This is a genomic window from Mycobacterium liflandii, assembly GCF_022354805.1.
GTDB lineage: Bacteria > Actinomycetota > Actinomycetes > Mycobacteriales > Mycobacteriaceae > Mycobacterium > Mycobacterium marinum.
In genome coordinates, this window is sequence record NZ_CP023138.1 from 5,267,833 (window position 1) to 5,291,450 (window position 23,618).

The following is a 23,618-nucleotide window of genomic DNA, read 5'->3' on the forward strand; positions in this document are numbered from 1 at the left end:
CTGGCCTGCCGTGGCAGACCTGGCCGGCGCCGAGCATGCCCCATGAATGGATTTCCAGCCATACCCGACATTGAACTGCCAAATCACCCCCCCATTGTTCCCTATCCAGGTCACAAGGTGCACAAGACCCGACTTGTGGCGTCACCGGACTATCGGCGGGACCCAGCAACCACGGAGGTGATCGTCGACCATTCCGGTCGCCTGCATCAGCGCATATGCGGTGGTGGGGCCCACAAACCGGAACCCGCGGCGTTTCAACTCGCGCGCCATCGCTTTCGATTCGGCAGTGGCCGAGGGTATTTCAGCCAGTGTGGCGGGCCGCGGCCGCGCCGGGGGCGCGAACGACCACAACAACTCCGACAGGTCTTGCTCCGATCCGAGGCCGATCACGGCGCGCGCGTTGGAAATCGTGGCCTCAATTTTTGCCCGGTTGCGCACAATCCCCTCGTCAGCGAGCAGCCGCTGCACGTCGGCGTCGGTGTAGCCGGCCACCTTCTCAATGTCGAATCCGCAGAACGCCCGCCGGAAATTCTCCCGCTTGCGCAAGATGATCAACCACGACAGGCCGCTCTGGAAGGCCTCCAGGCTCATCCGTTCAAACAGCGCGACCTGGCCATATAGCGGGCGTCCCCACTCCTGGTCGTGATAGTCACGGTAGGTCTGCGCGTCGGGTCCCGGACGAATCTCGGCCCAGTCACAGCGCCGCAGGCCATCGTTCACGTGGAATCGGCTCCATTCGAAACCGCGGGTTGGCTGCCCGGCGCGTCGCTGTCTTCGGGCCCGGCCGGACTTTCGCTGGTCGACGAGGTGTGCACCGCGGCGAGCTGCTCGCGTAATTCCTCCAGCTCACGCCCCAATCGATCCAGCACCCAGTCGACCTCGCTGGTCTTGTAGCCGCGCAGCACCTGGGTGAACTTGACCGCGTCGACGTCGGCGCGAGTAACGCCATAGGCGGGCAGCACGGTCGAGGTCGTCGCCCTGGGCAGCGGCGGCAGCTGCTCACCACGCCCGAACAGCAGGCTTGCCACGCCGAACAACACGACCGCCACCAAGACAAGTACCACCAGGTACAGCAACACCAACGCCACACCGTCGATCTTGCCCTACCGGACCGACAGGTCAGCGTAGGCCGGGGCTCACCGGGGGCGGAGCACACTCATGGGGGGCCGGTCGGCCAGCGACACCGGCGAGGTGCATTCGGTGTAGCCGTCGCCCTCCGCGAAGAACTGGGTCAACCCCACCCCAGAATCGGGGATCCCGCACCGGGACAGCAGCGTGGCGATGACCTGGCGACTCATCACACCCAGCTCGGCCAGGGGCCGGTTACGGTGCGCCCGCACACCCAGGTTGACCTGCGCGATCGCGTCCAGCCCCAGCCGGTCGAAGGTGTCGACCAACAGGCCGATTTCCACCCCGTATCCCGGAGCGAAGGGCAGCGACGTCAACAGCTCGCGGCTGGCCGCATACTCACCGCTCAGCGGCTGCAATACACAGCCCAGCTCGGGTCGCAGCGCCGCCAACAGGGGCCGCGCCACCAGTTCGGTGACGCGCCCGCCGCCGGTAGCGCCCGCGGCGCCGCTAGCGTCACCGACACTGAGCGGGCGTCGGTAAAAGCTCTTGACCAGGTGGATCCCCTCGCCGGTGAGCAGCGGGCCGACCAGCCACGGCACGAACATCGGGTTGGGGTTGACCAGATCCGAGTCGATGAATACCACGATGTCGCCGCTGGTGGCCGCCAACGAGCGCCACAGCGCCTCGCCCTTACCGGGCTGGGGCGGCACCTCCGGCAACGCCTGTTCGCGGCTCACCACTCGAGCCCCGGCGGCAATCGCTCGGATCTCGGTGTCGTCGGTAGAGCCGGAATCGAGCACGATCAGTTCGTCGACCAAGCCATCCACCAGCGGTGAGATGCTGTCGATCACCGATTGGATGGTTTCTTCCTCATCGAGAGCCGGCAGCACCACCGAGATCGAGCGCCCGGCCTTGGCCTCGACCAATTCGTCGATCTTCCAGCGCGGACGGTTCCAGCTGCGGTCGCATAACCAGGTGTCCCCCGGCCGGGCCGGGATGAGGACTCCCTCACTGGTGAGGTCCCCGGTGACCAGATCCGATGCGGTCATGCGAGTCCCCTCACCGTGCGTGTCGGCGGGCGGGTCCCCTGGATCGACGCCACCATTTCCAGGACCCGGCGGGTCGCTGCGACCTCATGCACCCGAAACATGCGCGCACCGGCGGCCGCCGCCAATGCGGTGGCCGCCAGCGTTCCCTCGAGCCGTTCGGTCAGATCCACGCCCAGAGTCTCTCCGACAAAGTCCTTGTTGCTCAACGCCATGAGTACCGGCCACCCGGTCTTAACAAGATCGGCCACGTGCCGCAACAGCAGCAACCCGTGCCAGGTGTTCTTGCCGAAATCGTGAGCCGGGTCGATCAACACGCGGTCGCGGGCAACTCCGGCCGCAACCGCCCGCTCGGCGGCCGCTGTGACCTCGCGAATCACGTCGTCCACCACGCCGCGGGTAGTCGTACCGTAACTCACCCGGAAGGGACGCGTGCGTGGTCGCGCTCCCCCGGTGTGCGCGCATACCAGGCCCGCACCGAATTCGGCGGCCACCTCCACTATCGCGGGGTCAACCCCGGCCCAGGTGTCGTTGATCAGGTCCGCACCTGCCGCACAGGCCCGCCGGGCCACCTCCGAGCGCCAGGTGTCGACGCTGATCACCTGCTCGGGGTAGGCGTCACGGAGCCACTCGACAAACGGCACCAACCGACCGATCTCGGTGTCGGGGTCGACGTCCTGGCCGGGCCCGGCCTTGACACCTCCGACGTCGATGACGTCGGCGCCTTCGGCGACCGCTCGATGTACCGCGTCGCGAGCGGCCGCGTCAGAAAAGGTCGCGCCCTTGTCATAGAACGAGTCCGGGGTGCGGTTCACGATCGCCATGATCAGCGGGCGGTCCCCTGCCACCGGGCGGCCACACAGCGTTGCCTGCACGCCTACATAGTGCCTGGTGCACGAAGAGCCATCGAGCCTGCGTCCACGGCTAGCCGCGGTCTGGCCCGGCCTCGGCGCGCCGAATCACGCTAGCCCTGGGGCCGCTTACCTGCCGCTACCTCGTCGGGATACGCGTCGTAATAGGGCACGTAGCCCTCGCTGCGGCCGGCCAATACGTACAGCGGATCATCGACGTCGGCGCCGTAGGCCTGCTCGCGCAGCTCAACCTTGCGGCTCTTGAACGTCGTGGTGTGCGCCATCGCCTGCACCAGCCGCACGAACAGCGGCAGTGCGTAGGCGGGCAGCTGATCGTAGACGGCGCGGGCCAGGGACTGACCGTCGAACTCGGCGCCGTCGCGTAGCTTGACCGCAGCCATCCCGGCGCGACCTCCGGTGTTGGGCACCTCAACCCCGTAGACCGTGCACTCCTCGACGGAGGGGTCAGACACCAGCGCCGCCTCCACCTGAGTGGTGGCCACGTTCTCGCCCTTCCAACGGAAGGTGTCACCGAGCCGGTCGACAAACGCCGCGTGCCCCATCCCCTGCGGGCTCATCACGTCACCGGTGTTGAACCAGCAGTCTCCCTTCCGGAAGGCATCACGGACCAGCTTTTTCTCACTGGCGGCCGGGTCGGTGTAGCCGTCGAACGGCTGCAGCCTGTTGACCCGGCTCAGCAACAGTCCGGGTTCACCGGCAGGCACCCGACGGACCCGACCGGACTCGTCGCGCAGCGGGGCGCCGGTGTCCGGGTCGTAGGCCACGTAGGCCAGCGGCATCGGCGAGATCCCGGTGCTTTTGGGCACGTTGAAGATGTTGATGAAGGCCGAGTTGCCCTCGCTGGCGGCATAGAACTCACACACCCGGTCAATGTCGAACCGTTTGGTGAACTCACCCCAGATCTCGGGCCGCAACCCGTTGCCGGCGATCACCCGCACCTTGTGCTTGCGATCGGTCGGTTTGGTCGGCTGGTTGAGTAGGTAGCGGCAGACCTCGCCGATGTAGATGAAGGCGGTGGCGTTGCTGGCGATCACCTCGTCCCAGAAGCGCGACGCCGAGAACGACTTGCCCAGCGCCAACGTCGCCCCGGAATTGATCACCGAGGACACCGCCACCGTGAGCGCGTTGTTGTGATACAGCGGCAGACAGCTGTAGAGCGTGTCGGAGCTCTTCAGCCGTAGTCCCAGCCCACCGAAGACCGCCAGGGCCCGAAGCCACCGGTGGTGGGTCATCACACTGGCTTTGGGGAATCCGGTGGTGCCCGACGTGAAGATGTAAAACGCCGTGTCCTGAGCCTGCACGGCCGACGCCGACGCCGGGTTGTTGGCCGGGGCGGTCGCGGCGAAGCGCTCCAGGTCTTCGATGGTGACCACCTCACCGGCCGCGCCACCGCTTTCGCTGACGGCGCTGACCAGATCGGACTCCGCCACCAGCACCTTGGCATCGAGCAGTCCCAGACTGTGCGCCAGTACCTCGCCGCGCTGGTGGTAGTTGAGCATGCCGGCGATAGCGCCACACTTGACGACAGCCAGCATCGCCACCACCGTGTTGGGCGAGTTGCGCAGCATGATTCCCACGACGTCGCCGGGGCCGACGCCACGCGCGGCCAGCACCGCCGCATAGCGGTTGGCGGTCGCGTTGGCTTCGCCGTAGGTCATCTGTTGGTCGCCGAACTTCAAGAAAACCCGGTCCCCGAAGCGAGCGGCCCGGTCCTGGAACACGGTGCCGATCGACGCCTTGGACTTGGGCCGGGGCAACAGGCCGGTCACCGCCCCCCGCATGATCGACGGCGCGTCGATCAGTAGACCGGGCACCCGCGCAGCGACGTCGGTGAGCTTGACTCGCGTGCGGACATGACTTTGGCGATCGGACAACCTGATCCCTCGATTCGTTCTCAGAGTTCGGCGGCCAGCCTAATCGGGAGCGAATGGTCGTCAATAGGCCTCAGCCGGGTGCGCACGCCTGCAACGCGTCATCGAGGTTATCCACCACGATCAACCGCTCCATCGCTGTCCGCGAGACGTAGCCGGTATCGGCCAATTCGGACAGCCAGGCGCGCAGCCCATCGAAGTGGCCCCAGGGATCCAGCACGACGATGCTCTTGTCGTGCATGCCCAGGTATCCCTCGGTCCACACGTCCAACAGCTCGTCGAGGGTCCCGACGCCGCCCGGCAGGGTGATGAACGCGTTTGCGCGGTCCTCCATGACCTGCTTGCGCTCCCACATCGTTTCGGTGACGACCAACTCGTCGGCGTCATGGTCAGCCAACTCGCGATGCACCAGCATCTTGGGAATCACTCCGACCGTCCAGCCGCCGTGCGCCCGCGCCGCCGAGGAGACCGCCCCCATCGCCGAAACGTGGCCCCCGCCCCACACCAACGTCCAGCCCCGGGCGGCGATCGCCGCACCGACGGCGGCGGCGAGCTCCAACAACTCAGGATGTGTCGGCGCGGCTGCACAGTACACCGCCACTGTCCAACGGCCGGGTTCGTCGCTTTTCGCGGTCACATACCGAAACGTAGACCAGCGTCCCCCACCCCGGACAACTTTGGGCCCTATCGCCACGCGCACCCTTGACGCCATAAACTCCGGGCAATGCCAATTCGATGGAACGTCCCCCAACACGCGGCAGCCTTGGAGCAGTTGGACGTTGCGTTGAGCGACCTGGCGCGCCCCGGCGCCGTCATCCTCGGACCTGACGGCGTCGGAAAATCCACCCTGGCGCGATTGGCCGCCGAGCACTTCGCCCAACGGCACCCGGCCACCGTCATCCGCTGGGTAACCGGAACCCCGACCGAACGCACGGTCCCGTTCGGCGCCTTCAGCCACTTGGTGGAGATCGCCGAGCTGGGCAAGCCGGCCGCGTTGTTGCGAGCGGCCCGAGCGTCGTTGGGCCGCAAGGTGCGCCAGGGCGAGCTCCTTCTCATCGTCGACGATGCCCACGATCTGGACATCCTGTCGGCCACGCTGGTGTACCAGCTGGCGCTGGCCGGCGCGGCGCGGATGATCGTCACCGCCCGCGCCGAGGTCGCGCCCGAAGCCATCGCGGCCCTGTGGACCGACAACCTGCTGGATCGGATCGATGTCGCACCGCCGGACGGCAAGACCAAGCAATCCGAGCCCGCCGACGTCGACGAGTTCATCGCCGAGCTGCCCGCGCCGGCCCGAGCGGTGCTGGACTATCTCACCGTCGAGGAGCCGTTGTCGCTGGCCGATCTCACCGTGCTGGCCGGAGAGGGGGCGGTGCAGCAGGCAGTGGAGTTGGGCGCGGCGGAAACCCGCGTGCGCGGAGAACCCGACGAGCCTGCGGTGGTCTACACGGCACATCCTTTGTTCGCCAAACGAGCTCGCGTCGCTTTGGGCGACGACGGTGCGCGACAACGCCGCACCGAATTGGTGACCCTGCTGTCTCAGCACCCCAACGAGCACCTCAGCGATCGGCTCCGGCTGGCGTCGCTGGCTTTGGACACCGACGCTTTGCAGCCGGTGGATGACGTCGTCGAGTCCGCCGAGCAGGCCTTACGGCTCGGCGATCTGACACTGGCCGAGCGGTTGGCCCAGGCCGCGCTGGATCGTTCGGGGGGACTTCAGGCCCGACTGGTGCTGGGCCAGGCGCTGGCCTGGCGTGGCCGCGGCCGAGAGGCCGGCCAGGTACTCACCGCCGTGGACCCCGGCCAGCTGAGCGAGGCGGAGCTGATGGCCTGGGCGGTGCCGCAGGCGGCGAATCAGTTCTGGATGCTCGGCGAGCCGGAGCGGGCCACCGCCTTCCTGCAAACGACGCGCAACCGAGTCACCGATCTGACCGCGCGCACCACCCTCGATGCATTGACGGCAACCTTTGCCATGAACTCCGGAAACGTGCCGCGGGCCATCACGCTGGCCACCGAGGTGCTCGCCGAACCTTCGGCCGACGACACAGCGATCGCTTGGGCGGCCAGCGCCGCCGCATTGGCCTCGGCCCGGATGGGCCGCTTCGCCGACGTCCCGCAGCTGGCGCAACGAGCTTCGGAGGCCGAACATCCCGGTTTGCTGCGGTTCACCGTGGGACTGGCCCAGATCACCACACTGCTGATGGCGGGCGAGGTGGCCCAGGCGCAGGAGCTGGCCCAGCGATTCACCGACTTCGCCGAGCTGCAACAACCGGGCCGCGCCATCGGCGAGGTGTTGCTCGCGCACGTGCTGATCGTCAAGGGGGAATTCGGCGCTGCGGCTGCGATGCTCGAGCCCGCCGCGGCCGAACTCGAACGCACCGGCTATTCCTGGGGCCCGCTGTCGCTGATGTTGTTGGCGACGGCCATCGCCCAGCAAGGCAACATCGCCGAGACAGCGAAAGCGTTGCGGCGAGCTGAAACTCGGCACGCAACGAAGTCTGCGTTGTTTGCCCCCGAGCTGAGCCTGGCCCGCGCCTGGGCCAAGGCGACCGTCCGGGACCAAGCCGGTGCCCTGTTCGATACTCGCGAGGCGGCAAGGGCAGCTGAGCGGGGCAAGCAGTCGACGGTGGCGTTGTGCGTGTGGCATGACGCGGTCCGGCTTGGCGACACTCGCGCGCTAGCTCCGGTAACCAGGCTGGCCGCCGAGATCGATTGCAAGGTAGGCAATATCGTTGTTCGGCATGCCCGCGCGCTGGCCGACAACGACGCTGGGGCGCTGGCGTCGGTGGCCGATGAGTTGGCCGCGATCGGCATGCACGCCGCGGCGGCCGACGCCGCCGCGCAGGCCGAGCGTGCCGGCGGCCGATAGCGGCACGGTGGACGCGGCTTCGATGAGCTAGGTGCTCAGGTAGCGGCGCAACGTGTCCGCCACAGTGGTGATCGTGGCGACCGGCACTCGCTCGTCGCGGCAATGCGCCAGATTGGGGTCCCCGGGGCCGTAATTGACCGCGGGGATGCCCAGAGCCGCGAAGCGGGACACATCCGTCCAGCCGTATTTCGCTCGGACCTGCCCACCGGCAGCCTCAACCAGTGCTTTGGCGGCGGGTTGCGCCAGACCCGGCAGCGCGCCCGCCGCCGCGTCGGTCTGCTCGATCTGCACGTCGAGCCCGTCGAATACCTCACGCACGTGCTGCAGGGCGGCCGGAACCGACCGGTCGGGGGCAAAGCGATAGTTGACCGTTACCGAAGCCGCGTCCGGAATCACGTTGCCCGCCACGCCACCGTCCACGCGTACCGCCGACAAACCCTCTCGGTATGTGCAACCGTCGATGTCGACGCTGCGCGCCGGGTAGCGCGCCAGCCGGTCCAGCACGGCACTGAGCTTGTGGATTGCGTTGTCCCCCAACCAAGAACGCGCCGAGTGCGCGCGGGCCCCGGTCGCGCTGATGACCACTCGTAACGTGCCCTGGCAACCGGCTTCTATGTAGCCCGACGTGGGCTCTCCCAGGATGGCGACATCTGCGGACAGCCACTCCGGGAGCTCCCGCTCGATGCGCCCCAAACCGTTTGCCGCCGCCTCGATTTCCTCACAGTCGTAGAACACCAGCGTCAGGTCGTGCACCGGTTCGGCCACCGTGGCCGCCAGATGCAGAAACACCGCGTCACCGGACTTCATATCGGCCGCGCCACAGCCGTGCAGCTGCCCGTCGGCGCGACGGCTGGGCAAGTTGTCGGCCACCGGCACGGTGTCCAAATGTCCGGCCAGCAGCACCCGCGAGGGCCGGTTCAGCCGGGTCCGGGCAAGCACCGCGTTGCCGTTGCGGATGATCTCGAAGCCCGATGTCTGCGCACGCAACGCCGCCTCTACCTCATCGGCGATGCGCGCCTCATCCCGAGATTCGCTGGGGATGTCGATCAGTGCAGCGGTCAGGTCGATCGGGTCCCCGCGCAAGTCCAGCACGAACCAAGCCTAGTGGGTCCGCCGTCGCGCCGAGCAGACGCAGAGTCGCACGCGGCGGCCGCGCCGGCGTGCGACTCTGCGTCTGCTCGCGGGCGTCAGCACATCTAGTAGCGTGTCGAGGCGTGACTGGAGCAGCAGGCATCGGACTGGCAACCCTGGCTTCCGACGGATCGATCCTGGACACCTGGTTTCCCGCGCCGGAGTTGACCGAGTCAGGTACCAGCGCGACATCACGCCTGGCGTTGTCCGACGTTCCCGCGGAGCTGGCCGCATTGGTAGGCGGCGACGACGACCGCGGCACCGAGGTGGTGGCGGTCCGGACCGTCATCGGCTCGCTAGACGATGTCGCCGCCGACGCGTACGACGCCTACCTTCGCCTGCACCTGTTGTCGCATCGTCTGGTGGCGCCGCACGGGCTGAACGCCGGCGGCTTGTTCGGCGTATTGACCAATGTCGTGTGGACTAATCGCGGACCATGCGCAATCGAAGGTTTCGAGGCAGTGCGGGCACGGTTGCGCCGCCACGGAGCGGTGACGGTCTACGGCGTGGACAAGTTTCCCCGGATGGTCGACTACGTGATGCCCAGCGGCGTGCGCATCGCCGATGCCGACCGGGTGCGACTGGGCGCCCACCTGGCGCCGGGCACCACCGTGATGCATGAGGGTTTCGTCAACTACAACGCCGGAACCCTGGGCGCCTCCATGGTCGAGGGCCGAATCTCCGCGGGCGTGGTGGTCGGCGACGGCTCCGATATCGGCGGTGGGGCCTCGATCATGGGCACGCTCTCCGGTGGGGGGACCCAAATCATTTCCATGGGCAAGCGCTGCCTGCTCGGCGCCAACGCCGGGCTGGGCATCTCCCTGGGCGACGACTGTGTGGTGGAAGCCGGCTTGTACGTCACGGCCGGCACCAAGGTCACCACACCCGATGGCATCACCGTCAGGGCACGCGAACTGTCCGGCAGCAGCAACCTGCTGTTCCGCCGCAACTCGGTGACGGGCGCGGTCGAGGTGGTGGCCCGCGACGGTCAGGGCATCGCACTCAACGAGGTTCTGCACGCCAATTAGTGGGGCCGCATGGGCCGGTAGGCGCATGCCGTTGCGGTGCGCGGTTGCGCACCATCACCACAGGTCCGGCTCGCGATAGAGGTTGGCGGGATCGAATTCCACCGCCCCGCGGGCAGCTTCACCGACGGCGTCGAGGATCTGGTGCAACTGCTCGACTCCGTCGGCACCGACACGCTGTTGGATCGCCCGGTCGAGTGCGGCAGCCGCACGCTGACGCGCGGCCAAGTACTCCATCGCCTTTGGCGTCAGCTCCACGACCTTCTCACGCTGGTCCGTCGGCGACGGGGCGGTCTGCACGTAGCCGCGATCGCGCAGCTCGGCGACGAGCTTGCTGGCCGCCTGGCGGCTGACGCCGAACTGCCTGCCCATCTGCGATATCGTCATAGGTCCCGGCAGCGCATAAAGGGCGAACACATAGTTCATGGAGAAGCGCCGCCGCTCGAAACCCGCGGCCTCCATGTCGGTGTCAACCCGATGAACGTAGCTCCACCACGCAATCCGCAGCGCCTGGCAGAGCGGTGTTTGCGGCGACCGGTAGCCATTTCTGTCAGCCATGGTTGACAATCTAGCCGATTGGCTCTAGTCTTCAAATTGTCAACCATAGATGACAGTTAGGTGGTGAGGATTCCACAACCTGGCATGCAACGACCGGCTCTCCCGGCCACCCATGTCAACAAGCCCGAGTTCTTCAGCGTCGACAGCGCGAGCTTTGTTGGGGAAGCCCCTGCCACCCAGAAAGGAAAGTGAAATGTCAAAGATTCGCACCTTGTCGGCAGGTGTTCTGTGTGCAGTTGGCTTAGCGCTGACGGGAGCCGTGGTGGCACCCGCAGTGGCGTTCGCGGACCCGGGCCCAGGCCCCGCTCCCGGCCCCCGTCCACCCGGGGCCGGCCGCCGCGCCCCATCCAGGTCCGGGCGCCCCGGGAGACCCGATGCATCCGGAACCGGGAGTTCCGATGCATCCCGTCCCTCCCCCCACTCACCCGATCTACCACTACGGCGATGACATGACCCACCCGGTCTGGTCTGTCACGCACCCGGTCTGGGCGCTGGCCCCCTAATTGCCGCCTAGTCGGCATCGATGTTCTGCCCCGGTCACTGCTAGCCCCAGTGGCCGGGGCAGAACCTTTTGCCGCGAATGGTGAAGACGTTGGCGGGCTTGCTAATCAGCGTCAATTCCGATTCCGGACACCTCCCCCGCCGGTGAAATGACCCCGTACGGCATCATGACATTCCAACCTCCACTCGAACTGGCGCCGGCCGACCATCATGGGGCGCTCGGATCCACCGAACTGCTTACCCTGCAGGCGAATTCATTGAAGTGGAGACCGGCGCCCGGCGGGCCCGCGATCCCGTGGTCCACGCCAAGGTCCGGGTTGTGTTTGGCAACGGCCAGCACCCGCCGCGCCGCCGGGACGGGCGCCGCAACTAGGCGGCGGTCAGTGGGGCGCCGGCGGTCTCGGGGAGCAGATAGGTGCACAGCAGGCTGGCGGCCACCAGTGCGGTCATCATCAGGCCGACCGCGGAGCTGCCATAGCTGGCCAGCAGGGTACCGGCGATCAATGGCGGCGCGGCGCCCCCAACGATGCCCGCCACGTTGAGCGCCAGGGCCGTGCCGGTGTAGCGGTAGCGGGTAGCGAACAGTTCCGGGATAAGCGAGGCTGCAGGCCCAAATCCACTGGCGGCCACGGCATACAGCCCCAGCAGCGCCACCGTGAACCCGACGGTATCGCCAGAGCCGATCAGCGGCATTACCAGCGGCGACCAGAAAAGGCCCACTGCCCAGCCGACCAGCATGACGCGCCGGCGCCCGAAGCGATCGCACAGAATGGCAGAAAGTGCGACAAAACCGATGCAGACCAGCCCGCCCAGCACACCGATCAGCAAGACGAGGTTTCGCGAATACCCCAGGTGCAGTTGCGCGTAGGAAGGCAGGAAGGTGCTGGCCAGATACAGGCACCCGAAGGCCGCCAGCATGGCGCCCGCGGCCAGCACCATCTCACGGCGTTGCCGGCACAACACCGCCGCCAGCGGTGCCCGCGCGGCGGCGGTTGATTCCTGATCATCGGCCTGCGCCATCGCACGAGCGAATACCGGGGTCTCGTTGATCTCCAAGCGGACGTACAGGGCGAAGGCGATCAGTAGCGCGCTCAACAGAAAAGGGACACGCCAGCCCCACTGCAGAAACGCCGAACTGCTCTCTCCGATGGTGTAGTTCACCCCGAGAAAGGTCAGACCGCTCACCACAAGCGCAACACCGCCACCGAGCACGGTGAACATGCCGTAGTACCCGCGCTTGTGCGCTGGCGCGGACTCGATACTCAGCAGCGCCGAACCAGCCCATTCGCCGCCGACGGCAAAACCCTGGAGCAACCGTAAGGCGACCAGGATCAGCGGGGCGGACACCCCGATGGTTGCCGTGCTGGGCACCACCCCCACCGTCACCGTCGATAGGGCCATGATCAAAAGGGTGGCAACGAGAGTCTTCTTACGCCCCAGCCGGTCCCCAAAATGCCCGAAGACGGCCGCGCCGAGCGGCCGGGACAGAAACGCCGTGGCAAAAGTCCCCATCGATGCGATGGTCGCCAGGGCTGGACTGAGACCGGGGTAGAAGACCGCCGGAAAGACCAGCGCCGCAGCCGTGCCGTAAATGCAGAAGTCGTAGTACTCGACTGTTGAACCGACGACACAGGCGAGGGCGACCCGACTCATGGGTGTTGCTCCCGAGCTGGGGTCACCGGTCCCGCCGCCGGCCGTCGCGAGGCCAGCTGCATCCACAGTTGCGTACACAGCGACGACGATATGCCGCGACTAGGGGCTTAATCCGTTCTCACGCCGTGAGTTTACTGCCAACATGCTGGACGGTATGCGCCCGCGACACCAGCTCGCGCCGCAGCTCGTCACGCATCCCGACCCGAAATGCCCTACCCCCCTTGTTAATTAGCTGCGCTCACCAAGATTCGAATCCCGGTCGATCAGCGGGTGTGCTCGCGCCCGATTCCACACCCGGGCGTCCGCCAACCGGCGGCTCGAGCCGCACCAAGCGCCACCCGCAAACTTCCCGACCCTCCGGAATTCCGTTGCCCCCTAGCCTGTTACGACTCGAATCCAAATGACGCGGGCGGGTCCGCCACCACACCGTCGGCGACACCCGACGCCGCATGATTCGCCGACCGACCAACCACCTTGTCAATCACAGTTGACAATGATGGAAAACGGTCTTACTCTCAGATTGTCAACCACATATGACGATCATCGGGTTGGCGGTGACCTCAACACGGCGATGCAGCCATTGGGCCCGAGTTCTTCGGTGTCGACAACACGGGCTCCGTTGAGCCAAACACCCCAGCCCGGAAAGGAGTGGGAAATGTTGAGAATTCGCACCCTGTCGGCGGGTGTCCTGTGCGCCCTGGGCCTCTCTTTTGCAGGGGTACTGGTGGGACCGGCCATCGCCTCCGCTGCCCCCGGGAACCTGGGGCCGATACACCCCGGCGGAGGACAAATCCACCCCGGCGCGAGTCTCGTGCACCCGGGCGAGGGCCCGCTGTGTCCCGGCGAAGGCCCGCTGCGCCCGGGCGAAGGCCCGCTACGCCCTGGCGAAGGCCCGTGGCGACTGGGTGAAGGCCCCTGGCGCGAAGGCGAAGGACCCTGGCGCGAAGGCGAAGGCCAGTGGCGCGAGTTGTCGCCGCAGAACCACCCGATCTACCACTACGGCAATGACGTGACCCACCCCGTTTGGTCTGCCGCCCACCCGGTCTGGGCGCTTGCCCCCTAGTCCTTTGATCTAACTGGCACACTGCCCCCGACCATCGCTTAATGGCCGGGGGCAGACCCCGTTGGCCGGCCGGGTGACCATCCCGACATAGGCCGCCAAGCCGGCAGGGCCGCAATGTTCGCCGGCAGCCGGCACATCACGAACCCGCCATCGGCACTATCCCGCGGCTGGAGGGCGTGGCATCACATAGGCCTTGGGCGTGCCTCGCAGCACACCGCTAACGCCGTTGCCCCCGTTGCCGGCCAACTGCCCAAATGGCATGCCGGGCAGCGGGGCCCCGTGAGCGCCCTCAACAGCACCGGTTACCGGCGAGATCGGCAACGCCCGGGCCGCCGGGACAACCGACTGGTTTGCTTCGGCCCATGCCTGCGGCACCTTCAGTCCGCCAACCGACAGCGCCTGGCCTACGCCGCCCTGTGGCGCCCAACCCCCGATCCCCGCGGGACCTCCCCCGCCAACCATCGACACCGCGTTCCTAGCCGCGTGTTCGACCGCGGTTTCGGCAGCCTTGCTAGCCGAAGGAATGAAACCCTTGACGCTATCGCCCATGGTCTTGAAGATCGATGCGCCTGAGTTCGCCATCGACAAGTGGGTGTTTTCCATCCCCACGATGGTGCTGAGGTTCGACAAGGAAAAGCTCGAAGTAACGCTTTGAAGCAGCGACTTCGGTGCGGTCGCGGTCGACGCCCCTTGCGGAGCAGGCGCGGCGAGCTGTTGCAGGGCTTGGGGAACGTTGGACATCAGCTGGCCGGCCGCGGCGGAATCGATGGCCTGACCGACGGCGGCGGTCTGGTTGACGAGCCCACCAGCGTTGGCAACTTCCGGAGCCTCTTCAAACGGCGTCAGCGTCTCGGCTAGCATCGCGGCCGAACCCGCGTAGCCATACATCGCGGCGGCGTCCTGGGCCCACATCTCGCCGTACTCAGCCTCGGTAGTCGCGATCGCCGGGGTGTTCTGGCCGAAGATATTGGTTGCGATCAGCGTGACCAATTGAAGGCGGTTTTCGAGGATCAACGCCGGGGGCACCGTGGCCGCGAACGCGGACTCGTAGGCCACCGCCGCTCCCCTGGCCTGGTTGGCCGCGAGTTCGGCCTGCGTGGCGGTGGCACCGAGCCACGCGACATATGGCGCGGCGGCGGCCCCCATCAAACTTGCCGACGCGCCCACCCACTGCCCAAACGCCAGCCCCCAGATCACCGATTGGCAGGAGGACGCGGCGCTGTACAGATCGACGGCCACGCTGTCCCACGCCTCAGCGGCGACCAGGATCGAGCCCGAACCCGCGCCGGCCCACATCTTGGCGGAATTGATCTCCGGTGGTAGCGAACCGAAATCCATCAATGTCTGTCCCTCTCCTCGAATGTCGTCAGGTCAGGTCTATTGAGATGCCACGGCGTTGGCGGTTTCGGTGCTCAGGTACGAGGCGGCACTGGTCGCCAACGTGGCCGCGAAATGCTCGTGAATCGCGGCCGCCTTCGCGCTCACCATCTGGTACATCGCCGCATGCGTCGCAAACTGCGTCGCAAGCAGTTCGGAAACCTCATCGGCGGCCGGCGGCAACACCCCGGTCATTGGAGCGGCGGCGGCATTCCCGGCGCTCAATGCCGCTCCGATAGACCCCAAGGTGCCTGCCGCCGCAGCCAACGCTTCGGGTCGAGCCGTAACAGAAGACACGTGCTTACCTCCTCGTGGAGCCGGGTGTTGGCCCGGCGGTACGGGTTATCGCTGAGCCGGCGTTGGCTCCCGTCCTCCGCCACTGGATGGGGGTTGGCGGTAACGAACTGACGACAATGCTTGCCAACTTGCGGCGCCCGGAATAGGTACATTCCCCCGAACAGTGCGGACCGAAGGTGCACAATGCACCCGCCCGTCGGGCCGGAGGTGAATTGTTCTCAATTCACCGTTGCGCGCGGTGCAAATTGCACACAGCTATCGAGTGGAAGGTCACACCAGGGGTTCGGCCGGCGCAACGAGGTTGCGCACCACGCAGGGGTCTATCAGGTCGACGAACAAGAATTCGGGGGTGTACCGGGCTGCCCCGTTGGCCACTAGCCCGCGGCGACGGCGGGGTCTACCAGCGCTCGCCAGGCGCCGCGATTGCAGCAACAGCCCAACCAGCAAAAGGAATTACGTCCCAGACGCTCAACTCAAACGCACCAACCCGACCAGGTTTCTATTTGTTCACCAATTGTTTCCATATCATTCACGTAGCAGGGCTCCGGCGTTGTTGATTAGCAGGCTTGTGAGCTGGGGAATTGTGGATTGAGGAGGTCTAGGCGGCGGTTGGCGGTCAAAGCGGTGATCCGGCAGGCTTCGGCGATGTTGTCGGCGCCGTTGAGGCGGTGCAGATTGATCGCGGTGTTGCGTAGCGTTGCTAGGACCTGTGCGCCGTTTCCGGTATGTGCCCTTTGACGGTCTTCGTCGAAGGTGACGTCGCGTATCCAGTGCAGGCTGTTCTCGATTCCCCAGTGTTGACGCATCCAGGTCATGATCGCGGTAGGGCGGGCGTGCTCGAACGGCAGGCTGCAGATGGCATAGACCACCTCCACGCTGCGCTGGTCGGTGGCGGTGATCAAGCGTTCACGAGTGATCCGGATGATTTGTTTTGCGTAGGGGAAGCCGATTCCTCGTGCAGCGGTGATGATTTGCAGGGTGCGGGTCTCGACACGGCCGTGGCCGCGGGAGTCGTCGGTAGCGGCTGTGGGCACCTCGGCCCAGGGCAGCGCGGTGATACGCGCAAGTATTTTGGCTTGGTTGGACTTGACGATCATCAGGTAGTGCGACTTCAAGGTGGCGCAGATCAACTTCGCGGTGACGACCTGGGTATGCATCGCATCCACGGTGACCAGCCACCGCAAGCTACCCGGCAGCAGCGTGAGCAGGGCACGTACGCAGGGAATTTCATTGCTTTTCTCGGCGACAGCGAGTTGACCGAGCACCAATCGGGCACGGTGGGCGAACACCGACACGAGATGCGTGGCTGTCGCTTTGGCGCGTAAAGGCACCACGCAGCATCTTGCCGTCCAACGCGATCGGCACCAATCCACTGGGGTCGCTGCTGGCCACGTGTGCAGTGAAGTAACTGCCCATCCTGGCGTTGAGGTCGGCGGGGTCTAGCCGAGACAAAACAGCGCGGAAGGTCTTCTCACTGGGCCGCCGGAACCGGACCCCTAATTAGGCCAACACATCATCGGGAGCGGTGGCCGCCCATGTAGCAAAACCAGCATAGCCGCACATCCCCGCGGCAGTGGCCAGAACCGCGATCGCCAACAAAGCCATCAGCGAATACCTCCGACCGCGTGGGTCCCTCGGGTCTGGCACCGAGGCCAACACATCGAGAAACTCCGATCCGATGAGCTCGCTGCGCTCACCAGGACTCCAGCGGTCGAACACCTCTGGAACCGACGACACAGGCAATACTGAAACGGTAGGCACGGGCAACTCCAGACCAACGACGAACAGTAACCAACTCGATCGTTCTCCAGATAGCCCGTGCCTACACTCCGGCCCCAATAGCGCGGCACCAAAGATCATCAACCCAGCTCACAAGCCTGCTAATCAACAACGCCGGAGCCCTGCCCCCGGCCCAAAGCCGACCGCGGTGGCGACCCGCCCCAGTCAGTGAGACAGCTAACATCAGACCCTCTGCTGTGACCGCGCCCTCACCGGCCTGAGTGCGCTTGGGACGCAACGCGTTAATTCCACTCGAACACTCGAGGACATGCAGTGCGCCCCACCGCCGCCGTGACTAGGATCGGCACGTGCCCTGGCAACGACCCTCGTCCCGGATACGCGAACTGATCCGGGAGGGAGCCCGCAGGGCACTCAACGCGGGACCGGAATGGATCGAGGAACTGGACCGGGAAACGGTATCGGCCAACCCGACCATCGCCAACGATCCGGTGCTGGCAAAGGTGGTCAAACGAGCCAACCGCGCCAATCTGGTGCACTGGGCGGCGGCCAACGTGCGTCATCCCGGCGCACCGGTGCCGGCCAATCTCGGCGGGGAGCCGTTGCGCATGGCCCGCGATCTAGTGCGTCGCGGGCTGGAGACCCTGACGCTGGACATATATCGGATCGGCCAATACATCGCCTGGCGGCTCTGGATCAACATCGCTTTCGATCTCACTTCCGATCCGCAGGAACTGCGCGAGCTGCTCGACGTTTCCGCCAAGTCTGTCAATGAGTTCATCGAGGCCACGATGGCCGGCATCGCCGCACAAGTGCAACTGGAACACGACGAGCTGACCCGCGGCAACCATGCCGACCGCCTGGAAGTGGTGGGCCACCTGCTAGAAGGCGCCCCTATCAGCCGCGAGCGCGCCGAGACACGGTTGGGCTACTCCCTTATTCGAGCCCACACCGCCGCCATCATCTGGAGCGACGACTTCGACGGCGACCACAGCAATCTGGATAGAGCTGCCGACGCGTTTTGTCACGCCGTGGGATCGTCGCAAGATCTGACCGTGGTCGCCAACGCGGCTACCCGTTGGGTGTGGTTGGCCGAGGCCACCAACCTCGACATCGATACGATCGAGCAGGCGGTGGACAACGCATCGGATGCCCGAATTGCCATCGGCACCAAGGCAAGTGGAATCGAGGGCTTTCGGCGCAGCCACCTCGAGGCGCTCACCACACAACGCACCCTGGCGCGACTGAAATCCGACCAACGGGTGGCCTTTTTCTCGGACGTCCAGATCGTCGCCCTGATCACCCAAAATCCGCAAGCCGCTGACGAATTCATCACGAGCACGCTCGGTGAACTGGAATCGGCGGCTCCCGAACTTCAGGCCACGTTGCTGATGTTCATCAACGAGCAATGCAACGCTTCCCGCGCCGCAAAGCGCCTCTACACCCACCGCAACACGCTATTGCGCAGAATTGAAGCCGCACAACGACTCTTGCCGCGACCGCTGGCCCATACCTCCGTCCACGTCGCTGTCGCTCTGGAAGCACTGCAGTGGCGTGGCGACAACATCGCCAAGCTCCCCACCCCCACCAGCCAAGACGACGAAGTGCCGGCCTAGGCTCAGCCCTCTGACAACAGCTGCTTCTTGAGCACCTTGCCCAGCGCGTTGCGCGGCAACGACTCCACAATCCGCACCTCGCGTGGCCGTTTGTGGACCGAAAGCTGTTGCGCGACAAAATCGATCAATACGTCGGGATCGATACGGTCCGAACCCACGATGTAGGCCACGATCCGCTGGCCCAAATCCTCGTCAGGCAATCCGACGACAGCTGCCTCTTGAACCTCCGGATGCCCCAGTAGCACCGTCTCGATCTCCCCGGCGCCGATACGGTAGCCACCAGACTTGATCAAATCAACCGACTCACGGCCGACGATGCGATGCATGCCACCGTCGTCAACGACCGCAACGTCGCCGGTGCGATACCAGCCGTCGGCATCGAACGCCTCAGCCGTGGCCTCAGGCCGATTCAGGTAGCCATCGAACAGTGTCGAGCCCCGAACCTGCAGCTTCCCAACGGTTTCCCCGTCATGCGGGACCGGGTTGCCGTGATCATCGACCAGCCGGGTCTGCACTCCGGCCAGCGGCAGGCCCACCCAGCCCGCGCGGCGCTCGCCGTCAGCCCGGGTAGACAGGGTGATCAGCGATTCCGAAGAGCCATAGCGCTCGATAGGGCGGTGCCCGGCGAGGTGCACCAGCTGATCGAACACCGGGACCGGCAAGGCCGCGCTGCCAGAAACCAATAGCCGAGCCGGCCGTAGCGCCTCGGCGGCCGCCCGGTCCGCAGCCACCCGCGACCAGACCGTGGGCACCCCGAAATACAGGGTTCCGCCTGCTTGCGCGTATCCCGCCGCCGTCGGCTTTCCGGTGTGCACGAAGCGATTTCCAACTCGCAGCGATCCCAGCAAGCCGAGTACCAGACCGTGCACATGGTAGAGCGGCAAGCCATGCACCAAGACGTCTTCTGCATTCCATTGCCAGGCCTGGGCCAGCGCGTCCAAGTCGGCTGCAATCGCCCGCCGGCTCAGCTGCACGCCCTTGGGCAGCCCCGTGGTGCCCGAGGTGTAGATCACCATCGCAACCGAGTCCGGCGGCGGCTCGGGGTAGCGGTGCCATGATCGTGCGTGCAGACGCACCGGTATCTGCGGCAGTCCGTCGGGCTCCGCGTCCTGGGCGGGCGCCGGGCCCAGCCAGGCCACGGCGCCGGAGTCGGCCAGCATGTGGCGGCGTTCGGCCACACCGACATCGGCCGGCACCGGGACCACGGGCACCCCGGCGATCAAGCATCCGGTGACCGCCAGCACCGTCGATACGGTGGGCGTTGCCAGTACGGCAACCCGATGCGCGCCAGCGATACGCTCCGCCACCGCTGTTGCGGCGCCGAGCAGATCGCTGCGGTTGAGGTCGACGCCGTCGATACGAACCGCGTCGGCGATGTCGTCAGCCGATACGGCGGCGGGGTTCAGTGAGGCCAGCAGCACGTCAGCGAGGCTACCCGTGGCACCGGCCGCGGTCTCAACGCAGGCTAGCTCGCGGCGTGCAGAGTATGTGGCCGGGGAAACAGCGGCCGCAACACCGTCGGGGGCCGGAACGGGGCCCAGGTATCCACCGGCTGGGCCAACCGATCCGCGATGGCCCAGACCGTGGCCGGGTGATGACCGTAGCCGATGTGGCTGCTCAGCACGGCGATGTTTTCCGCACGTTCCGACGGCGTGTCGAGGCAGGTCTGCCAGGCGACCATGCCGTCGTAGCGCGAATAGATCGCGGTGCTGGGCACCGGAAGCGGTTCGGCTTCGGCCGGCAACGGCAACTCGTGTCGCTCGGCGTGCAGGCGCTGGAAGATCCTGAAGTGCCGCGCGGCCCGAGATTGGGATTCGTCTTGCATCCGGAACGGGCTGCCAAGGGTGATCACTTGACGTACCGCCTCGGGGTGACGCCGCGCCAGGGTGCGCGCGAAGATCCCGCCCAGACTCCAACCGACCAGACTGACGGGTGTGTTGTAGCGGGTGTGCAGCGCCTCCAGGCGCGCGCTCATCCCGTCCACAACCTTGCTGGTTGGGCCGATGTTGAGGCCCAGCCGCCAGCCATACGCCCGGTAACCGAGGCGGCCCAGCAGCCACCGCAGTGTCCAGGTGGAGCCGTCACCGGCCAACAAGCCGGGCAACACCAAGACCGGGTGCCCGTCACCGACCGGCAACGCCTTCTGCAGTGGGAACAGCGAAACCAGCTGCCCGTACTCGGCCACCGCGCGGGGGATGTCGCTGAGATAGAGCCCCATTTTCGGGGCGCCCGCGGAGACAACGTGGGGGGCGGCAGTGGGGAATTCCACAGCCTCAGCAGCCACAGACATCGATCAAGCCTCCTCATCCCAAATCTTCATTAGCGTAGCCAGGATTTCCTCGCCGCGCCCCAGCCCGGCGAGATGACTTTCGCCCGGTAAGTGGAACAACTCTGCATTGGGCAGTCGCGAAACGACGTGCTCACCATGGGAGAACGGGATGATGTGATCGTGGTCACCGTGCCACCAACGGACCGGTACCGACACGTCCTCGAGCCGGAATCCCCAGTCGCGGGCGAAAACGATCACGTCGTTGAACGGTGCGGCCAGCTGTTTGCGGCTTCCGTTGAGCAGATCGTCAAGAAACATGGCCTTGAACTCCGGCCGGGCGAGTAGATGCCGGTCCGCTTGCGGCGACATCAGCCCATAGACATCCAGGGCCGGGGAAGCCACCGGGCGAGCCATCCGGATCAGCACGCTGGCGCTCAGCCGTAGCGGGCTCCCACCGACTCTCAGTAGCGGCGCCACTCGTCGACCCAGGTCCATCAGGCCGCCACTGATCGCATCCGGTCCGCGGGTCGGCGCCACCCCGCCGAGCACCCCCGCTGCCACTACCCGGTCCGGCAGACCGGCAGCACAGGCTAGGGTGTAGGGGCCGCCCCCGGACAAGCCGACGACCGCCATTTTGTCGATCCCCAGCGTGTCGGCGATGGTCCGCAGGTCGTCGGCAAAGGCCGAGACGGTCCCGTACTGGTGGGGTGTGGACGAGCCGATGCCGGGACGATCGACGCCGATCAGGCGCACGTCGTGGTGTTCGGCGTAGACCCGCGCCTCGGTTGGTATCTGCCGGCGGGCGCCCGGAGTGCCGTGGAACCAGAACACCGCACGCCCTTGCGGCGCTCCGAACTCGGCAAATCCGATCTGACGGTCTTCGCCGACGGCGATGTTTCCCTCGAGCTTGGGTCGGGCGATAGCGACGGCCATGCCCAGCAGCATCGCATGCGATGACGCGCCGATGCACCTTTTTGGTAGGGCATGCAACAATTCGATAACGAATGCCTATCAAGCGCGCTGACGCTGAGCACCGAGCCCCCTTGTCCGAGCGTCACGCCAGCGTGGCGGTCGTTTCCCACGGCCACGCTGGCGTGACGCTGGCCGCCGCAGGTCAGCCAGGCATGCCGATGGCCTTGGGCTCCATGTACTGGTGCAGCCCGGCAATTCCGCCGCCCTCCCGCCCCAGGCCGCTCTGCTTGAAGCCGCCGAACGGCGCGTCACCAGGACCGAAGCCGTTGACCGCGATCTGGCCGGTCCGGATCCGGCGGGCGACCCTGACGGCGCGGTCAGCGTCGCCACCCCACACGGCGCCAGACAGGCCATACTGCGAATTGTTGGCGATCGCCACGGCGTCGTCGTCGTCGCGGTAGCGCAGCACGCTCAACACCGGCCCGAAAACTTCGTTTTGGGCGATGTGGGCGTCTGGTGTGACGCCTGGTAAGGATCGTCGGCTCGTAGTAGAAACCTGCCTCCGGCGTGGCCGGTCGCCTGCCACCGGCGGCCAGCGTGGCCCCATCCCGCAGCGCGCGGGCTACCTGGTCCTCGACCCGGCTGCGCTGAGCGGCGCTGATCAGCGGCCCCATCTGCACATCCGGATCGGCGGGATCACCCACCCGGACCGCACGGGCCAGCGCGACGAGCCGGTCAACGATCTCATCGTGCATCGCCTCGGGTAGCAGCAGCCGACTGTGCAAGATGCAGGCCTGCCCGGCATGCAGCAAGCAGGATTCGAACAACATTCGCGCCAGGAGTTCGTCACTGCACTCGGCGTCGTCCAAGACAATGCTGGCCGACTTCCCGCCACACTCGAGCAAGACGCGTTTCATCGTGCCGGCCGCCGCGGCCATCACCTCGCGACCGACCGCCGAACTCCCGGTGAAACTGACCATGTCGATACGGGGGTCGACGGCCAGCACCTTGCTGGCCTCGATGCCGCCGGGCGTGACGACGTTGACCACCCCGGGTGGGATATCGGTGTGCTCGTGGATGATTCGGGCCAGCGCCAGGCCCGCGAGCGGCGTGAGCGGGGACGGTTTGAGCACGACGGTATTGCCGCCGGCCAGCGCCCGGCTCAATTTCATGACGTTGAGGCTGTGCGGGAAGTTCCAAGGCGTCAGGATCGACACGACACCGAGCGGCTCATGGCACAGCACCGCGGCGCCGGACGCTGACTGAATGGGCTGATCGCCAAGTGTGCCCGCAAGATGACCCGCACGCCGGGCCGCGCTGGCCGAAGCGTCGATCTGCAACCGCCGCTCGTTGGCCGTGCAGCCCCATTCGACCTGAGACAGCGCAAAATACGCGTCGGCGTAGTCCTGCAGCGCGGCGCCCAACTGGGCAAGGCAATGGCCGCGCTCCTGGTGGGACATGGCCGGCCACGGGCCCGCGTCGAATGCGCGACGCGCGGCATCAACCGCATCGCCTACCTGGCTGACGCTCGCATCGGGTGCGGTCGCGATGACCATCCCCGTCGACGGTGACACATCGTCGTAGCGGCCGTTTTCCGGTTCGACCCAACGCCCGTCGATATAGAGCTGATACGTATCGACCAGGGATTCCGGAAGTGCCCGCTCAGCCATCTGATTCCTAACCCGTAGGCGTCGGTCATATACGCACTTGGTGTACACCGCGGGCGTTCAGGCGTCAATGACCTCCCAGG

General features: G+C 66.3%; 18 protein-coding genes and 2 pseudogenes. 4 read left to right on the forward strand and 16 right to left on the reverse strand.

Annotated elements, in window-relative coordinates:
* Window positions 1-141: 141 nt before the first annotated feature.
* The 6 genes from CKW46_RS23345 to log form a co-directional block, all read right to left on the reverse strand.
* Complete coding sequence (locus tag CKW46_RS23345; RefSeq protein WP_011739206.1) at window positions 142-720, reverse strand: DNA-3-methyladenine glycosylase I; 579 nt, start codon at window positions 718-720, stop codon at window positions 142-144.
* Window positions 717-1,088 carry a DivIVA domain-containing protein gene (locus CKW46_RS23350; RefSeq protein ID WP_011739205.1) on the reverse strand — a complete coding sequence of 124 codons (372 nt, stop codon included), beginning with the start codon at window positions 1,086-1,088 and terminating at the stop codon, window positions 717-719. Before CKW46_RS23350 ends, CKW46_RS23345 begins: the two co-directional genes overlap by 4 nt.
* Before the next feature lie 48 nt (window positions 1,089-1,136).
* The gene (locus CKW46_RS23355) at window positions 1,137-2,120 is read right to left on the reverse strand and encodes a glucosyl-3-phosphoglycerate synthase (RefSeq protein WP_012395800.1); all 984 of its coding nucleotides are present in this window, start codon (window positions 2,118-2,120) and stop codon (window positions 1,137-1,139) included.
* The gene (folP, locus tag CKW46_RS23360) at window positions 2,117-2,941 is read right to left on the reverse strand and encodes a dihydropteroate synthase (RefSeq protein ID WP_223161203.1); all 825 of its coding nucleotides are present in this window, start codon (window positions 2,939-2,941) and stop codon (window positions 2,117-2,119) included. The genes CKW46_RS23355 and folP overlap by 4 nt, the downstream gene beginning before the upstream one ends.
* A 140-nt stretch (window positions 2,942-3,081) precedes the next feature.
* Window positions 3,082-4,863, reverse strand: a complete 1,782-nt coding sequence (gene fadD6, locus CKW46_RS23365; RefSeq protein ID WP_015356793.1) for a long-chain-acyl-CoA synthetase FadD6 — start codon at window positions 4,861-4,863, stop codon at window positions 3,082-3,084.
* Between the two features lie 70 nt (window positions 4,864-4,933).
* A complete protein-coding gene (log, locus tag CKW46_RS23370) occupies window positions 4,934-5,497 on the reverse strand; it encodes a cytokinin riboside 5'-monophosphate phosphoribohydrolase (protein WP_011739201.1) in 564 nt (187 codons plus the stop codon).
* Between the two features lie 87 nt (window positions 5,498-5,584).
* Here log and CKW46_RS23375 point away from each other — a divergent pair, with 87 nt between their 5' ends.
* A complete protein-coding gene (locus CKW46_RS23375) occupies window positions 5,585-7,729 on the forward strand; it encodes an AAA family ATPase (RefSeq protein ID WP_482052465.1) in 2,145 nt (714 codons plus the stop codon).
* 27 nt (window positions 7,730-7,756) lie between these two features.
* On the opposite strand, the gene dapE is transcribed toward CKW46_RS23375, so the two are convergent.
* Complete coding sequence (dapE, locus tag CKW46_RS23380; RefSeq protein ID WP_015356796.1) at window positions 7,757-8,821, reverse strand: succinyl-diaminopimelate desuccinylase; 1,065 nt, start codon at window positions 8,819-8,821, stop codon at window positions 7,757-7,759.
* A 122-nt stretch (window positions 8,822-8,943) separates the two neighbouring features.
* Between dapE and dapD the strand changes: the two genes are divergently transcribed.
* Window positions 8,944-9,888, forward strand: coding sequence for a 2,3,4,5-tetrahydropyridine-2,6-dicarboxylate N-succinyltransferase (gene dapD, locus CKW46_RS23385; RefSeq protein WP_020788272.1), 945 nt, complete (start codon window positions 8,944-8,946; stop codon window positions 9,886-9,888).
* A 54-nt stretch (window positions 9,889-9,942) separates the two neighbouring features.
* On the opposite strand, the gene CKW46_RS23390 is transcribed toward dapD, so the two are convergent.
* Together CKW46_RS23390 and CKW46_RS23395 are read right to left on the reverse strand one after the other, a co-directional pair.
* Window positions 9,943-10,443: a MarR family winged helix-turn-helix transcriptional regulator gene (locus CKW46_RS23390; RefSeq protein WP_015356798.1), complete on the reverse strand. Its 501-nt coding sequence runs from the start codon at window positions 10,441-10,443 to the stop codon at window positions 9,943-9,945.
* An 870-nt stretch (window positions 10,444-11,313) separates the two neighbouring features.
* On the reverse strand, window positions 11,314-12,597 hold the full coding sequence (locus CKW46_RS23395) for an MFS transporter (RefSeq protein WP_015356800.1): 1,284 nt from the start codon (window positions 12,595-12,597) through the stop codon (window positions 11,314-11,316).
* Between the two features lie 655 nt (window positions 12,598-13,252).
* Here CKW46_RS23395 and CKW46_RS23400 point away from each other — a divergent pair.
* Window positions 13,253-13,660: a hypothetical protein gene (locus CKW46_RS23400; RefSeq protein ID WP_252872300.1), complete on the forward strand. Its 408-nt coding sequence runs from the start codon at window positions 13,253-13,255 to the stop codon at window positions 13,658-13,660.
* A gap of 156 nt (window positions 13,661-13,816) precedes the next feature.
* On the opposite strand, the gene CKW46_RS23405 is transcribed toward CKW46_RS23400, so the two are convergent.
* The 3 genes and pseudogenes from CKW46_RS23405 to CKW46_RS23415 all read right to left on the reverse strand — a co-directional run bounded on the left by CKW46_RS23405 (window position 13,817) and on the right by CKW46_RS23415 (window position 17,095).
* Window positions 13,817-14,998 (reverse strand): PPE family protein, encoded by a 1,182-nt coding sequence (locus tag CKW46_RS23405; protein ID WP_482052466.1) that lies wholly within the window; start codon window positions 14,996-14,998, stop codon window positions 13,817-13,819.
* Window positions 14,999-15,037: 39 nt separating this feature from the next.
* Complete coding sequence (locus CKW46_RS23410; protein ID WP_015356803.1) at window positions 15,038-15,334, reverse strand: PE family protein; 297 nt, start codon at window positions 15,332-15,334, stop codon at window positions 15,038-15,040.
* A 557-nt stretch (window positions 15,335-15,891) separates the two neighbouring features.
* Window positions 15,892-17,095: pseudogene (locus CKW46_RS23415) on the reverse strand (ISAs1-like element IS2404/ISMul1 family transposase).
* 326 nt (window positions 17,096-17,421) lie between these two features.
* Here CKW46_RS23415 and CKW46_RS23420 point away from each other — a divergent pair.
* Window positions 17,422-18,687: an Rv1453 family transcriptional regulator gene (locus tag CKW46_RS23420; RefSeq protein ID WP_117437523.1), complete on the forward strand. Its 1,266-nt coding sequence runs from the start codon at window positions 17,422-17,424 to the stop codon at window positions 18,685-18,687.
* 2 nt (window positions 18,688-18,689) lie between these two features.
* On the opposite strand, the gene CKW46_RS23425 is transcribed toward CKW46_RS23420, so the two are convergent.
* The 4 genes and pseudogenes from CKW46_RS23425 to CKW46_RS23440 form a co-directional block, all read right to left on the reverse strand.
* A complete protein-coding gene (locus CKW46_RS23425) occupies window positions 18,690-20,108 on the reverse strand; it encodes an acyl-CoA synthetase (RefSeq protein WP_482052467.1) in 1,419 nt (472 codons plus the stop codon).
* Between the two features lie 44 nt (window positions 20,109-20,152).
* Window positions 20,153-20,905: an esterase/lipase family protein gene (locus tag CKW46_RS23430; RefSeq protein WP_020726260.1), complete on the reverse strand. Its 753-nt coding sequence runs from the start codon at window positions 20,903-20,905 to the stop codon at window positions 20,153-20,155.
* A 75-nt stretch (window positions 20,906-20,980) separates the two neighbouring features.
* A complete protein-coding gene (locus tag CKW46_RS23435; RefSeq protein ID WP_012395814.1) occupies window positions 20,981-21,889 on the reverse strand; it encodes an alpha/beta fold hydrolase in 909 nt (302 codons plus the stop codon).
* 181 nt (window positions 21,890-22,070) lie between these two features.
* Window positions 22,071-23,538: pseudogene (locus CKW46_RS23440) on the reverse strand (aldehyde dehydrogenase family protein).
* Window positions 23,539-23,618: the final 80 nt, after the last annotated feature.